The organism is Octadecabacter algicola, from assembly GCF_021532625.1.
In the GTDB taxonomy this organism is placed as follows: Bacteria; Pseudomonadota; Alphaproteobacteria; order Rhodobacterales; family Rhodobacteraceae; genus Octadecabacter; species Octadecabacter algicola.
In genome coordinates, this window is sequence record NZ_JAKGAR010000002.1 from 804,862 (window position 1) to 819,654 (window position 14,793).

A 14,793-nucleotide genomic window follows, 5' to 3' on the forward strand; every position below is an offset into this window, starting at 1 on the left:
TTACGGTTCCGCGCGGCGATCTACTATTTCTTGTTGCCGAAGTGGCATCTTGTCGATGGAGCGGGTGATTTCGCGCACGGTCCAAGGAGAAGGCTTGCGCAGTTCGACCTCACCGTCCTTGCCGATGATGACGAGCATGAAACCGCGGGGGCGCAAACGTGTGCGCAGCGCGCTTTCTGCATCAGGGTCGGTGTCCGTCAATATGACAACATCACGTTCCGCAAGATCATCCGCACGATCGCGCAGGAGGTCCATCTGTTGGATAAAACGCGGATCGTTCGGACTGTCAGCAAAGACGACGACAGGGCGCGCAACCCAGATAAAGCTATCAATATCCAAAGAAGTTGCATCAAATGCGACTGTTTTGTCGGTTTCCCACTGGTCTACGACTGTAGGTTCAACGTCGTCTTGTGCGCTTCCCGCGGAGGCCCATAAGACCAATGATAATAATGCCAATAGTCGGATCATTCTGCTCCCCTTTGATTATGATATAGGTGCACTGGACCAAAAGACTAAGGGGCAATCGCCCCAAGACCGCGACATTTTTAGTTTTAACCCTATGGTCAGGAACACCGCCCATTGCATTGGTAAACTTCAAGATTGTGCAAACGCACGGTCTGTTTCAATCCAATGGGGGCGCTGGTCAATGGACGTCATGCTGCATCTTGGGGCGCACAGAAGTGCCTCGACATCGTTTCAGAAGTATCTTTGGACCAACCGCGTGCGATTGGCCAAACGCGGTCTGACAAGCTGGACACCGAAACGCACGCGTGATGGATTGATGGCGGGCATGGTACGTCGTCCGGCTTTGATCACACTTGAGGATGAACGAAATGCGGTTCGATCTGTCGGGCGGATCAGGGTCGAAATCGAACGGCTGGAACGTGCTGGTCAAAACGGGCTTTTGATAAGCGAAGAGAACCTTATCGGGACGATGAGCAACAATGTCGCCGATGCGCAGCTTTATCCGTTGCTGAATGAACGCTTGATGCGCTTCAGCCCCGCGTTTGAGGGGCGCAAGCTGCGCATCGGGTTGGGCATTCGCAGCTACGAGGCCTATTGGGCGTCGTGCCTGTCGCGCCTCGTTCGGCGCGGCCTTCAAATGCCGAGCGTCGATTTCTTGGATTTTTTGACAACGCAGCCGCGACGCTGGCGCCATGTCATTCGTGATATCTCAACGACATTTCCTGACGCAGACCTGTTTGTCTGGCCTTTCGAACGGATGGCAGGATCACCGGATCGGCAGCTTGGAGCGTTGTGGGACGGCGACTGCCAAGGGCTTGAAGGGCGCGATGTCTGGCGCGGTCGCAGCTCTGATGTTTGGCAAATGAACGAAATTCTTGCGCTCAGAGGGGAGGCGCCCATTGCGACGGGTCTCTTGGAAACGAAAGCGCGCTGGATGCCTTTCGACGATGAGCAGAAAGCAGTCTTGCGTGCAGAGTACCGCGGTGACCTCGCTTGGCTGGCGGATGGCGCTCAAGGAATGGCTACTTTCATAGATGGGCGACCAACCCCCGCTCGGTATTCTGAAGCAACACAAGTTAACGGGCAAAGAATGCCTGAAATCCGGCCTGACAGGGCTGACGTGACCCGCACCAGCGTAAAAAACGCGGTGCCATTGAGAGGACGACAAAATGGGATCGAAGAAGGACTGGGCCGATCAGGCGCAAGCTGAACTGCGTGGGCGGCCACTAGATGACCTGACATGGAACACCATCGAAGGAATTGATGTTCAACCGGTTTACGGAGCCGACGATTTGGCTGGCGTCGACCATCTTGGTACGCTCCCAGGTGAGGCACCGTTTACACGCGGCGTAAAGGCGACAATGTACGCCGGCCGCCCTTGGACGATCCGCCAATATGCGGGGTTCTCCACGGCTGAAGAATCCAACGCATTCTACCGCAAAGCACTGGCTGCTGGTCAGCAGGGTGTTTCTGTGGCCTTCGATTTGGCGACACACCGAGGGTACGACAGTGATCATGAACGTGTGGTTGGTGATGTCGGTAAAGCAGGCGTCGCGATTGACAGCGTTGAGGATATGAAAATCCTGTTCGACGGTATTCCGCTTGATAAGGTCAGCGTGTCGATGACGATGAACGGGGCCGTTATTCCGATTTTGGCGAACTTCATCGTCGCGGGCGAAGAACAGGGGCATGATCGTTCTGTTCTTTCGGGCACAATTCAGAACGACATTCTGAAGGAATTCATGGTGCGCAACACCTATGTGTATCCCCCTGAACCATCGATGCAGCTCGTCGCGGATATTATTGAATACACAGCCAATGAGATGCCGAAATTCAATTCGATTTCGATTTCCGGTTATCACATGCAAGAAGCCGGTGCGAACTTGGTGCAGGAACTTGCGTTTACGCTGGCGGACGGGCGCGAATACGTGCGCACCGCGATTGCGCGCGGCATGGATGTGGACAAATTCGCACCGCGTTTGTCGTTCTTCTTTGCTATTGGCATGAACTTCTTCATGGAGGCTGCGAAATTGCGGGCGGCGCGTCTGTTGTGGTCCCGTATTATGGCGGAGTTCGAACCCAAATCCGAAAAGTCATCCATGCTGCGGACGCACTGCCAAACATCTGGCGTGTCCCTGCAGGAACAGGACCCTTACAACAACGTTGTGCGCACCGCTTATGAAGCGATGGCCGCCGTTTTGGGCGGCACCCAGTCTTTACACACTAACGCCTTGGACGAAGCGATTGCTTTGCCAACCGAATTCAGTTCTCGCATTGCGCGAAATACCCAGCTGATTTTGCAGGAAGAAACCGGTGTAACCAATGTGGTGGATCCACTGGCAGGGTCTTACTACGTGGAGAAACTGACGTCTGATCTTGCGGAAGAAGCGTGGAAGATCATCGAAGAAGTCGAAGAGATGGGCGGCATGACAAAGGCTGTGGCGTCCGGCATGCCGAAACTGCGGATCGAAGAATCTGCGGCCAGAAGACAAGCGATGATCGATCGTGGTGACGAAGTGATCGTCGGCGTGAACAAGTATCGTTTGGACAAAGAAGACCCGATCGACATTCTTGATGTTGATAACGTCGCTGTGCGCGAAGCGCAGGTTGCACGGTTGGCTCAGATCCGGTCCACGCGCGATCAGGCAGCGTGTGACGAGGCCTTGGCAGAAGTTGAACGCCGCGCCCGTGAAGGGGGCAACGTATTGGAAGCTGCAGTAGAAGCGGCCCGCCATCGTGCAACGGTTGGAGAGATCAGTATGGCTATGGAAAAAGAGTTTGGACGTCACCGCGCGGAAGTCAAAACACTGGCTGGTGTTTATGGCGCTGCATATGAAGGCGACGAAGGCTTTGCCGCGATCCAGAAAGACGTTGAAGACTTCGCCGAAGCCGAAGGGCGTCGCCCACGTATGTTGGTCGTGAAGATGGGTCAAGATGGCCATGATCGCGGCGCGAAAGTCATCGCGACTGCGTTTGCGGATATCGGATTTGATGTGGACGTCGGCCCGTTGTTCCAAACACCGGAAGAGGCCGCGCAAGACGCCGTTGATAACGATGTGCACGTCATCGGGATTTCGTCACAGGCGGCTGGGCACAAAACGCTTGCTCCGAAACTGATCGAAGCTTTGAAGGCTGCGGACGCTGAGGATATTTTGGTTATCTGCGGCGGTGTTATCCCGCAGCAAGATTATGAATTCCTGAAAAATGCAGGCGTTAAGGCGATCTTTGGACCGGGCACCAATATCCCAGAGGCTGCGCAGGATATTCTGCGTCTCATTCGCGACGCGAAGGGGTGAAACGGGCGCTCATCCTCTTTGGGATGGCTGTGGCGCGGATTTTGTTCTGGATCGGTTACCACGTTTCGCCACCCTTGCGCGCGTTTGGTTTTGCGGCGAGTTTCTATCCAACGATATTCGGCGCATTCTGGGCCGTCTGGATTTGGATAAACTAAGGAACAGGCGATGAAGCTAGATCACTTGGCTATTGCGGCGGAAACGCTGGATGAGGGTGTTGCATGGGCCGAGGAGCGATTGGGCGTCACGTTTGAGAGTGGTGGCAAACATGAACGCTATGGCACGCACAATAAGCTTCTGGGCTTGGCTGGGTCGATCTACCTTGAAGTGATTGCCATTGATCCCGACGTCCAATGCACTGTGCCGCGTTGGTTTGATCTGGATAATTTTAGTGGTCCACCACGATTGATTAACTGGATTTGCGAGCCGGATGTTTTGGACCCCATGCTAAAACACGGAATGGAACGTGTTCCTATGCAACGCGGCGATCTGCACTGGGATATGGGGGTTCCTTTAGATGGGTCATTACCAATGGGGGGCGGGTTTCCGACGGTTTTGTCGTGGGATACGGACGTCCCGCCCGGCGTGTTGTTGACCCCGACGCGTTTGGTTCTCGAAGAACTGACGGTTCGACACCCTATAGCCGATACAATCTCTGCCGAACTTGAAGGCATATTGGCCGATGACCGCGTGAGGTTTCGTAAGGACGATGAAATTTCATTGTCTGCGCGGTTTCGCAATCGCAACAAGGTGGTGACGTTATGATTATCCGGCCTGCAACGCAAAATGACGGCGCGGCGATTGCGGCGTTTTGGTCACCACAAATTGTTGACACAGTGGTGACGTTCAATTCGGTTCCCAAGTCGGCAGATGACGTGGCCGAGATGATCGCGGCGCGACCTTGTTTTCTTGTTGCTGAGATCGCGGAGGAGGTTATCGGCTTTGTGACTTACGATCAGTTTCGCGGGGGCGTCGGATATCGCCATACGATGGAACACACCATTATCCTTGCGCCCGACGCAAAGGGGCAGGGCGCGGGGCGAGCGCTGATGCAGGCAGCAATGGAGCATGCCCGCGCGCGGCAAGTGCATTCGCTTTGGGCGGGGGTCAGCAGCGAGAATGCGGCAGGTGTTGCATTCCATGCGGCGCTGGGGTTTGAACAAGTCGCGGTTCTACCTCAAGTGGGCCGGAAGTTCGAACGTTGGATGGACCTTGTCTTGATGCAAAAACGGCTCTGACATCCTCGTTCGGTTTGGGTAAGGTCACGTTATGTCACTCTGGACTCGCATTACTGACGCTGTGTCGTCTCTTACCGCAGGCGATAGCCTGTCGGACGTATTTGCCAAGTTGCGCACGCCGCCGGAACGATCCGTTGCGTTTGCAATTGCCGTTATTGCGCTTGGCGCGAAGATGGCCAAAGCGGACGGACAAGTCACTAAAGACGAAGTCGCGGCCTTTCGAGAAGTGTTCACCATTCCCGAAGGTGAAGAGAAAAACGCCGGCCGTTTGTTCAACCTCGCTCGCACGGATGTTGCCGGATACGAGGATTATGCGCGCAAAATCAAGGCGATGTATGGCGATGATGACGCCGCCCCCTTGTGTGAGTTGTTGGAGGGGTTGTTCCACATTGCATTGGCCGACGGCCATTACCATCCCAATGAGGATCAATTCTTAACGCAAGTCGCCGCGATTTTTGGCATGGATGATGTGCGGTTCAAACGGCTGCGGGCGCAATTCGTTCCAGATGCAGACCGCGACCCCTATGATGTTCTGGGCGTCGCCCCTGATGCTGATATGACCGAGATTAGGCGCGCGTGGCGCAAGCTGGTGCGTGAGACACACCCAGATCAGATGATGGCGCGTGGTGTCCCCGAAGAAGCTGTTAAGCTTGCCGAAAAGAGAATGATTGCGATCAATCTTGCGTGGGACGAAATCAATGAGCGTGCGGCATGAGGTTGGCAACTTATAACGTCGAATGGTTTTCCAACCTTTTCAATGATGAAGGCACCTTGCTGGATGATGGCGGTTGGTCTGGTCGTTGGGATGTAAAACGCAGCGATCAGATTGCGGCAGTGGGTAAGGTATTTTCTGCATTGGATGCGGATGGGGTCATGGTCATCGAAGGGCCGGATGCCCATGCGCGGCGCGATGGTGTCGCGGCCTTAGAAGGATTTGCAGCGCGGTTCGGGTTGCGTACTCGTAAGGCTGTCATTGGCTACATTAATGATACGCAACAGGAAATCCTGTTCTTATACGACCCAGACGTTTTGACCGTGCGCCATGATCCCCGCGAAGATGGTGCGCCATTTTTTGATGGAACGATCAAGATGGATCTGGATGTGGATTCCCACCCTGATCCGGTGCGATGGTCTAAACCGCCCCTTGAGTTGGAAGTGAAACACAAAGACGGAACAGAATTCCGGTTGATCGGTGTGCACGCCAAATCCAAAGCCCCTCATGGCGCGCGCAACGATGCCGCCGTTATGCGGATATCGATTGAAAACCGGCGCAAGCAGCTGGCCCAATGCATTTGGCTGCGCCGCCGTGTCGAAGCGCATTTAGCGGCGGGGGACAATGTCGTCGTCTTGGGGGATTTCAACGATGGCCCCGGATTGGATGAGTACGAAAAACTGTTCGGGCGGTCCGGAGTTGAGATTGTTTTAGGCGAAGGTAACGGCGAGCAGTTGTTTGATCCGCACGCTCGCATGGCTTTGTCTCAGCGGATCGGTGCAATGCCGATCACAGCACGGTTCCAAAACCATCGGGAAGGGCGGTATCTGTCCGCGCTCCTTGATTACATCATGGTCTCGCAATCCGTACGTGACATGGGGGCGGATTGGACGATTTATCACCCTTTCGATCATGCGGAGTGTTTCAATGACAAAGACCTATGTGCAGCGTTGTTGACGGCGTCTGATCACTTTCCAGTTGTGCTTGATCTTGTGGTTTGAATTGAGAAATGCCGCAAGGACCCTATATTGGGTTCATGAAACATTTCCTAATCGCCGTATGCCTTTGTCTGCCCTTGCCAGCCTTTGCTGAAGACGAGGGCGAATTAGAAGAAGGGTTTTCCCTCATGGAAGAGGGGGCGAAGCTGTTGTTTCGCGGCCTCATGAACGAGGTTGAACCTACACTCGATGAGTTCTCTGATCTCGCTGGGGAGCTAGAACCCGCTCTTGAGATGCTGGCCTCTGAGATGGGTCCCGCTTTGCTGGAGCTGGTCCAAACGTTGGATTCTGTGCGCTTTTACGACAGGCCTGAAGTCTTACCAAATGGTGATATCATCATTCGACGCAAACCAGATGCGCCCGAGTATACACCTCGCGAACCAGAGGGTGCGATCATCGACCTTTAGAGTTTGGAACTGCGCCGCTTGCCTTTGAAACGGACTTCGCCTTTGACGTTCAAGGCTTCTGCGAGGGCGTCAAACCGCGCCTGAGCTACTTCACCGAAAAGCGGTGATGCGGCGTCCTTGAGTACGAGTTCCAACGTACCGGCTTTCGCCGAATATTTCAGTTTACCCGGTTGCTCGTCTGCAGAGATCCACAGCATCGCGCCGAGACGCATGGCTTTGCCAAGAATTTCCGCGCTGAGTTGATCGCGCGGCTCAGCGAGGTTGAACAGAGGTTCAAATCGCGACCCTGAGCGATTTTTGGTATAACGGTGCAGCAAGGCAATACCGAGAAACACCCGTTCTGAATGCTTTAAACCGCCCAAGTTGGCCCGTGTCGTGTTGTCGAAGACGACTTCATGGCGGTAGTCAGGATGGGCGCGCCAACTGACATCATGCAGTAGGCAAGCCGCCCTGATGATACGCTTGCGTTGAGAGGTCGCGCGACCAAATAGGGGCATAACGAAGTGATAAAGCGTGCGCCCGAAACCGGGAAGGCGGGCGTCTTTAGCTTCTGCGAAACGGCAGGCTTCGATCAAAGGATCGCGTTCGCGCAGTTCTGCAGGCATCTGTTCGTACAACATACCTTCGCGGATACCGTAGCTGGAAACTGCAATGTCTTTGGGTTTGAAACGTTTGACCACTTCGCGCAAAACATGAACGGCATAGGGCACAAGCGACATGCGTGAATCAGAAATGCCGCAGCGTGTCCGTAGATCTTGAAGGTCGCTTTCTTCGATGTATTTCAGGGTCTTAGAAAGGCGACTTGCTGTCATTCGATATTCGTGGAGCACCGAAAGCGGATAGCCGCGACGTTCCATGTCAATGCGCGCGATCGCCCGCCAAGATCCGCCGACAAGAAATAGTCGCTTGCCCGTTTCATTGCCCATCTGGTCAAATAAATCGGCGACAGTGTCTTTGATATAAGCGCGACGCTTCTTTTTGCTGGTGATCTCTCGCAGCTTTAGCGGACCAAGGGCGGATGTCACGCGGCGGCCGACACGGCCTTCTGCAAGATCGGCAAGTTCCATAGACGAGCCGCCAATATCACACACAAGGCCATAGCTTCCCGGCCAACCAAGAAGAACACCCTGTGCAGATAGGCGGGCCTCTTCTTGGCCATCGATCACCCAAATACGAAGGCCTGTTTCACGCTGCACATCGGCGCAAAAATCTGGGCCGTCACTGGCTTCTCGAACGGCGGCGGTGGCGACGGCTGTCAAAGGCGGAATTCCAAGCCCCTGCGCAATGGCCACAAACCGGCGGATCGCAGAAAGTGCACGGGCGCGGCCTTCGGGGTTTAGGCGGCCTGTTTCGGCCATGCCAGCACCCAATCCAGCCATGATTTTTTCATTGTAGAAGTAGGCAGGGCTACGGGCAGCACCGTCAAATACAACCAATCGAACGGAGTTGGACCCGATGTCGATGACGCCAACACGTGACAAGGCCCGCGCTTTTTCATCATCAAATAGGGGGCGACCAAAACGTCCCCATTCGGGGTGGTCAACATCTGCAATCTGGCCGGTACTCAATTGTTCGCCCATCATCCCCCCTACGGTTTTGCCCATTGACCATGGCCAGTGTGATTTGCCAAGTCAACGCGTGACTAGTCTTCTGTGTGGGTTAACTGCGGCACGTCGGCAGCACCCGCAGACCCGCGACCAGAGAGCGATGGATTTTCCATAAAGAAGCGGTGGCAATTGAAGGCAAATGTGCCGTCTTCGACTTCTGCACGGGCGAAACTGCCGTCCGGACCCATAATCCAGCTTTGCGCCACGTCAGCTAGGTTCGCTGCCATGATCTGGCTAACGATCTGGGCTTTTACGGTGTTGTTGTTCACCTCAACCAGCGTTTCGACGCGGCGGTTCAGGTTACGGCCCATCCAATCTGCAGACGAGAAAAACACGCGGGCTTTCTTGTGGGGCAACCCATAGCCATTCCCGAAACAAACAATCCGAGAGTGCTCAAGGAAACGACCGACAATGGATTTTACGCGAATGTTGTCGCTCAGGCCTTTGACGCCTGGACGTAGCCCGCAAATTCCACGCACTACAAGACTGATTTTCACACCCGCTTGGCTGGCGGCGTAAAGCGCATCAATGACGTCTTCCTCGACAAGGCTGTTCATCTTGGCCCAAATCATCGCGGGTTTGCCGTTCTGGGCGTGTTTCGCCTCGGCTGCGATCATCTTGAGAAGGCTAGATTTTAGGGACATCGGCGAAATAGACAAGTTTTCAAGGTTGTCTGGCTGCACGTAACCGGACAGGTAATTGAAGACCTTTGTTGCGTCTCGACCCAAGGCCTTGTCACAGGTGAAAAAGCTCAGGTCGGTATAGATGCGTGCGGTGATCGGGTGATAGTTGCCCGTGCCATAATGCGTGTAGGTCACCAATTGATCACCTTCGCGGCGGACCACTGTGCTGATCTTTGCGTGGGTCTTGAGGTCTAGGAACCCATACACGACATGCGCGCCTGCGCGTTCAAGGCGGCGCGATTGACGAATGTTGGCGGCTTCATCGAAACGCGCCTTAAGTTCGACCAAGGCGGTGACAGATTTCCCGTCTTCGGCGGCTTCGCATAGCGCTTCTACGATAGGGGAGCGTTTGGACGTGCGGTAGAGCGTTTGTTTGATCGCAACAACGTCCGGATCGCGCGCTGCTTGGGTTAAGAAACGCACAACCATGTCGAATGTTTCATAGGGGTGGTGCAGCAGCATGTCCTTTTGGCGGATCGCCGCAAACATATCGCCGTCATGGTCTTGTACGCGTTCGGGAACACGCGGGGCGAAAGGGGGCCAAAGGAGATCTGCGCGATCATCCAAAACCAGTTCTTTGACATCAGCCAAACCGATTACACCATCAATTTCGACGACTTCGGCTTCGGTCACATGGAGCTCATCCATGATAAGTTGGCGCAGCCCTTTGGGGGCGCCCGATGACACCCGCATGGAAACGACTTCACCACGGCGACGACGTTTGAGGGCCGTTTCGAATTCCCGTACGAGGTCTTCGGCTTCGTCTTCGACCTCAAGGTCGCTGTCGCGCAAAATCCGAAAAGCGCAGGACCCTTTGACTTTGTACCCAGGGAACAGGCCGGCCAGATTGTCGATTAACAGTTCCTCAAGCGGCAAGAACCTCAGGCAGTCTGTGGAGGGGCAAGCGATATAGCGGTCAACCTGCTGTGGTACAGGAAGCAACGCACGCAGCGCGCGTTTGTCCTTGGTGCGTTCCAGTTCCAACGCCAATGCGAACCCTTCGTTGGGTAGGAACGGGAAGGGGTGCGCTGGATCAATCGCGAGCGGTGACAGGACGGGAAAGACTTGGTTAAAGAACACATCCTTCAGGTGGGCGCGGTCCTCATCAGTCAGATCGTCCCGTTCTAGGATTTTGATGTTTGCCGCTTCCATTTCGGCGCGCAAACCGTCGAAGACTTTCTGCTGTCGGGCAAGCAGGTTTCGCGCATCCAGATCGATCAGTTCCAGCTGTTCCGTCGGCGAGAGGCCATCAATGGAGGGATTTGTACGCCCTTCACGGGCTAGTTCGCGCAGACCTGCTACGCGGACTGTGTAGAATTCATCGAGGTTCGTGGCAGAGATCGACAAGAACCGCAAACGTTCTAGCAGTGGGACACGCGTGTTTTCCGCTTCTTCGACAACACGCCAATTAAACCCAAGCCAGCTGAGTTCACGATTAAAGAACCGGCTGGGGCCAGTCATATCACCGTCTGAAAGTTGCGGTTCAGGGAAATCGGCGGTTAGGAAATCAGCAAGTGTCATCAGTGCGTTGTGCCAATAATTTGTAAAGGAGACATGACACTATCGCGCATCATCGCCCATACTGTCCAGCACTGCGCGCACGAAGGGCCGCGTGAGCGCCTTGGATTGGGCCAATGCTTCTCGATCGAGCTGATTGACTACATCACCGACAGCTTGGAATGACCGCGGTATGTGTTTGATGAGATAGGCCATTGCGTCCGGTGTCGGCGACAGTTGGCGGTCTTGGAAGTGTTTGAGAAGCACTGCCGTCAGCAAGGATGCATCAGGAGTGCCAATAGTGACAGTCGTGGCCGCACTTAGGCGGCTGGCAAGGTCTGGTAGGGAGATGTTCCAGCGTGCAGGGGCCGTTTGCCCAGTGACGAGCAATGGTTGGGCCATGGCACGCAAATGGTTGTGGGCGTGGAACAACCATTCTTCGCAGTCTGCGGGCAAAGCGTCGCAATCTTCCACCACCAAAGGGCCACCCGGAAGCGGGGCATCGGGCCGCGCATCGCGGGCTACAATAATCGTGGCCCTGACTTGGTTCGCAAATAGGCGTGCCAAATGGGTTTTCCCAGAACTCGGTTCACCAACTAGCGCCAGCTTGCCATCGGGCCAAGCCTCTGGCGCAAGCACCATTGCAAAGGCTTGTTCATTGGCGTCCGATACAAAAAAATCCTCAGCCTCCAGCCGCACGTCGGCTGGCAAATCCAAGGTAAGTTGTTGTGCCATCTTAGCCGTCTTTTCCGACATGGCCTTTGTATAGCAGGCCGGATTTGTATTCCTTAATTAGGAAGCGTGCCAGAACCCCGATCACAGCGGCTACCGGGACTGCGATCAACATGCCCACAAAGCCAAACAGACTGCCAAAGACAGACAAGGCCAGAATGAGCCAGACAGGGTGCAGCCCGACTGAGCTGCCAACCAGATTGGGTGTCAGAATATTGCCTTCAAAGAACTGCCCAAACATAAAGATTGCGGCAACGATCCCGATACGAAGCCAATTGATTCCGACTTCGACGGTCGCACCATCAATAACTTCGGTGCCGCCCCACCACTGAAACAACGCCAGACCAATCGCAAGAACGCCTCCGACCAAGGCCCCAACGTAGGGAATGAACGAAATAAGACCTGCAATGAACCCGACGATCAGCCCAAAGTTTAAACCCGCAATCATCAAGGCAATCGCGTAGTAGGTTCCCAGTATCAGACAAACTGTACCTTGACCGCGAATGAACGACGCCAGCGTTCTATCGATCTGGCGGGCAAGATTGCGAACGGTTTCCGCGTGATCGCGGGGCAGTAATTCGTCGATCTGTGCGATCATACGATCCCAGTCCATCAGCATGTAGAACGTGACGACAGGCACGATCACCAGCAAAACAACAACGTTGATAACGCCCTGCGCTGAATTCAGCAAAGCCGTCACCAAATCCCCGCCGCGCGACTGGATTGCGTTGCCAAGACTGACCAGTTGATCCGTCATGAACGTGCCCTCCAGATCAAGGCTTGGGAACCGCCCAGAAAGCCAGTCTTTAAACGTTCCCCATGTTTGCGGCAGGTTCTCGATGATCTGACCGATGGTGCTGATTAATTGGCCCAGCTGCCCAATGAGAGTTGGGAGAACCAACAAAAACACTAAGAAGAAAAGGAAGATCGCCGAGAGTGTTATGACGATTGTCGACATAGCGCGGCTGAGACCCCACTCTTCGAGCCTGTCCGCTATAGGGTCCAAAAAGTAAGCAATCGCGCCGCCAAGAATAAATGGCGTCAAAACGTTGCCCAGTCCCCAAATCACCAAGATAAAGACGACCGCGACGATGCCCCAGTATTGAAATTGTTTCTGTGTCGGGAGGGCCATAAATTGTCCTACTTTTACGGTTGGTGTTTCCTGAGACCTTATTTGCAGCGAGCGCGAGGGCAAAGCAAGTAATTGCCCCTAAAGATGGTGGGAACAATGCGCCTCGTGGCTTGCTCTCCGTTAAGGGGCTGACTAAACCGTCTGTGACCTAGATTGAAAGTAGACCGATGCGCCTTAGCCGCTATTTCTTGCCGGTTCTCAAAGAGAGCCCCCGCGAAGCCACGATCATCAGCCACCAGTATATGCTGCGTGCAGGGATGATTAAACAATCCAGCGCAGGCATCTATTCATGGTTGCCGCTGGGTTTCAAAGTCCTCAAACGGATTGAACAGATCGTTCACGAAGAACAGGCGCGGGCTGGGCACATTGCCATTCAGATGCCAACAATCCAAAGCGCGGACCTTTGGCGTGAAAGTGGGCGATACGAAGCATACGGCGACGAGCTGCTGCGCATCAAGGATCGTAACGATCATGATATGTTGTTCACGCCGACGGCTGAAGAACTAGTGACAGACATTTTCCGCAGCCATGTGAGCAGCTACAAATCATTGCCGCTTACGCTTTATCAGATCCAGTGGAAGTTCCGCGACGAACGCCGTCCCCGTTTTGGCGTGATGCGTGGCCGTGAATTCTACATGAAAGACGGTTACAACTTCGACTTAACCAAAGAAGACGCGCTGCATGCATATAACCGTCACCTTGTTAGCTACCTGCGCACCTATGAGCGTATGGGCCTTCAGGCGATCCCGATGCGTGCAGATTCCGGCCCGATTGGCGGGGACGACACCCATGAATTCCTCGTGCTTGCAGACACTGGCGAGAGCGAAGTGTTCTACGACAGCGCCGTCACGGACCTGAGCTTTGGCGATCGTGAGATCGATTATGACAATGTCGCGCAATGTGCGGGCGTCATGGAAGAATTCACAACGAAGTACGCACGTACTGACGAAACCCACGATGAGGCGCTCTTTGCCGAGGTTCCCGAGAACCGCCGTCGCACTGCGCGTGGCATCGAAGTTGGCCAGATCTTCTACTTTGGCACCAAATATTCTGACGCCATGGGCGCTACTGTGCAGGGGCCTGATGGCAAATCAACGCCTGTTCATATGGGCTCTCACGGCATTGGAGTGTCCCGTCTGCTCGGCGCGATCATCGAAGCGAGCCATGACGACAAGGGCATTATCTGGCCAGAAGGGGTGACGCCATTCCATGTTGGCATCGTGAACCTGAAACAGGGCGACGAAGAAGCCGACGCAGCTTGTCAGTCGCTTTATGACCAGATCGAGGGTTTGGGCCTAGAAGTGCTGTATGATGACCGTGATGAACGGGCAGGGGCCAAGTTTGGCACGATGGACCTGATCGGTCTGCCATGGCGCATCACAGTCGGGCCACGTGGCTTGAAAAACGGTGTGGTTGAGCTGACGTCCCGCAAAACGGGCGAAAGCGAAGAACTCGCGCCAGAGGCCGCGATCGCCAAGATCACCGAGATTTACGCCGCCCATGGTATCGGAAAGTGATCCAATGGCTACGGCGTCTGATTATGGGGGAAACGACATTGCTCGTTGCCCCCAAACGCCGATTGGCCCAATTCGACCTGCCGCCCGAGTTTACCGAGGTGCCTGATCCAACGGTCCTGCAAGACAAGCCGCACTACGATCCGCCGACCTCTCAGGCGTTTGCCACCGAGGATGGCGGTGTTTTGGTGCGTGTCATCACTGAATACGATCACGATGGGTTGGACTATCATTTCAAGGACGCAAAGCGGGCCCTAAACGAGGTCGGAGCCCAAATAGCGTTCTCTCATTGTCGAGATGACAGGTACTCGATAGGCGGTACTCTGGCGGATAGATCATCTATACATCATACAAGTTGCGGTTTTGGCGATGCTTCTAAATCTGCGACGATTGGAACCGTCATTATCACGTTTAAGGATGCTGATGATGTTCGCGCAACGGCGCTAATCCGCTCGGTACACGGTCGTCTATCGCTGTCTGAGAGTTGACCCAATGCGTCTTCGCCCTTTAGGTGA

General features: G+C 54.6%; 14 protein-coding genes. 9 read left to right on the forward strand and 5 right to left on the reverse strand.

The window, feature by feature from the left end:
* Complete coding sequence (locus L0666_RS10760) at positions 1–468, reverse strand: DUF4174 domain-containing protein (RefSeq protein ID WP_235261307.1); 468 nt, start codon at positions 466–468, stop codon at positions 1–3.
* A gap of 178 nt (positions 469–646) precedes the next feature.
* On the opposite strand from L0666_RS10760, the gene L0666_RS10765 reads away from it, so the two are divergent.
* From L0666_RS10765 to L0666_RS10795, 7 genes are all read left to right on the forward strand, one after another.
* Complete coding sequence (locus L0666_RS10765) at positions 647–1,675, forward strand: hypothetical protein (protein WP_235261308.1); 1,029 nt, start codon at positions 647–649, stop codon at positions 1,673–1,675.
* Complete coding sequence (scpA, locus tag L0666_RS10770) at positions 1,635–3,761, forward strand: methylmalonyl-CoA mutase (protein ID WP_235261309.1); 2,127 nt, start codon at positions 1,635–1,637, stop codon at positions 3,759–3,761. Before L0666_RS10765 ends, scpA begins: the two co-directional genes overlap by 41 nt.
* 165 nt (positions 3,762–3,926) lie before the next feature.
* Positions 3,927–4,523, forward strand: a complete 597-nt coding sequence (locus L0666_RS10775; RefSeq protein WP_235261310.1) for a VOC family protein — start codon at positions 3,927–3,929, stop codon at positions 4,521–4,523.
* The gene (locus L0666_RS10780) at positions 4,520–4,996 is read left to right on the forward strand and encodes a GNAT family N-acetyltransferase (RefSeq protein ID WP_235261311.1); all 477 of its coding nucleotides are present in this window, start codon (positions 4,520–4,522) and stop codon (positions 4,994–4,996) included. Before L0666_RS10775 ends, L0666_RS10780 begins: the two co-directional genes overlap by 4 nt.
* A 31-nt stretch (positions 4,997–5,027) precedes the next feature.
* Complete coding sequence (locus L0666_RS10785) at positions 5,028–5,711, forward strand: TerB family tellurite resistance protein (RefSeq protein ID WP_235261312.1); 684 nt, start codon at positions 5,028–5,030, stop codon at positions 5,709–5,711.
* Complete coding sequence (locus L0666_RS10790) at positions 5,708–6,709, forward strand: endonuclease/exonuclease/phosphatase family protein (RefSeq protein WP_235261313.1); 1,002 nt, start codon at positions 5,708–5,710, stop codon at positions 6,707–6,709. The genes L0666_RS10785 and L0666_RS10790 overlap by 4 nt, the downstream gene beginning before the upstream one ends.
* A gap of 35 nt (positions 6,710–6,744) precedes the next feature.
* On the forward strand, positions 6,745–7,113 hold the full coding sequence (locus L0666_RS10795; protein WP_235261314.1) for a hypothetical protein: 369 nt from the start codon (positions 6,745–6,747) through the stop codon (positions 7,111–7,113).
* On the opposite strand, the gene L0666_RS10800 is transcribed toward L0666_RS10795, so the two are convergent.
* The 4 genes from L0666_RS10800 to L0666_RS10815 all read right to left on the reverse strand — a co-directional run bounded on the left by L0666_RS10800 (position 7,110) and on the right by L0666_RS10815 (position 12,764).
* Positions 7,110–8,693 (reverse strand): Ppx/GppA family phosphatase, encoded by a 1,584-nt coding sequence (locus L0666_RS10800; RefSeq protein WP_235261431.1) that lies wholly within the window; start codon positions 8,691–8,693, stop codon positions 7,110–7,112. The genes L0666_RS10795 and L0666_RS10800 overlap by 4 nt on opposite strands.
* A gap of 62 nt (positions 8,694–8,755) precedes the next feature.
* On the reverse strand, positions 8,756–10,924 hold the full coding sequence (locus tag L0666_RS10805) for an RNA degradosome polyphosphate kinase (RefSeq protein ID WP_235261315.1): 2,169 nt from the start codon (positions 10,922–10,924) through the stop codon (positions 8,756–8,758).
* Positions 10,925–10,963: 39 nt separating this feature from the next.
* The gene (locus tag L0666_RS10810) at positions 10,964–11,635 is read right to left on the reverse strand and encodes an HdaA/DnaA family protein (RefSeq protein ID WP_235261316.1); all 672 of its coding nucleotides are present in this window, start codon (positions 11,633–11,635) and stop codon (positions 10,964–10,966) included.
* Between the two features lies 1 nt (position 11,636).
* Positions 11,637–12,764 carry an AI-2E family transporter gene (locus L0666_RS10815; protein WP_235261317.1) on the reverse strand — a complete coding sequence of 376 codons (1,128 nt, stop codon included), beginning with the start codon at positions 12,762–12,764 and terminating at the stop codon, positions 11,637–11,639.
* A 167-nt stretch (positions 12,765–12,931) separates the two neighbouring features.
* Here L0666_RS10815 and proS point away from each other — a divergent pair, with 167 nt between their 5' ends.
* Together proS and L0666_RS10825 are read left to right on the forward strand one after the other, a co-directional pair.
* The gene (proS, locus tag L0666_RS10820; protein WP_235261318.1) at positions 12,932–14,281 is read left to right on the forward strand and encodes a proline--tRNA ligase; all 1,350 of its coding nucleotides are present in this window, start codon (positions 12,932–12,934) and stop codon (positions 14,279–14,281) included.
* 23 nt (positions 14,282–14,304) lie between these two features.
* A complete protein-coding gene (locus tag L0666_RS10825) occupies positions 14,305–14,766 on the forward strand; it encodes a hypothetical protein (RefSeq protein ID WP_235261319.1) in 462 nt (153 codons plus the stop codon).
* Positions 14,767–14,793: the final 27 nt, after the last annotated feature.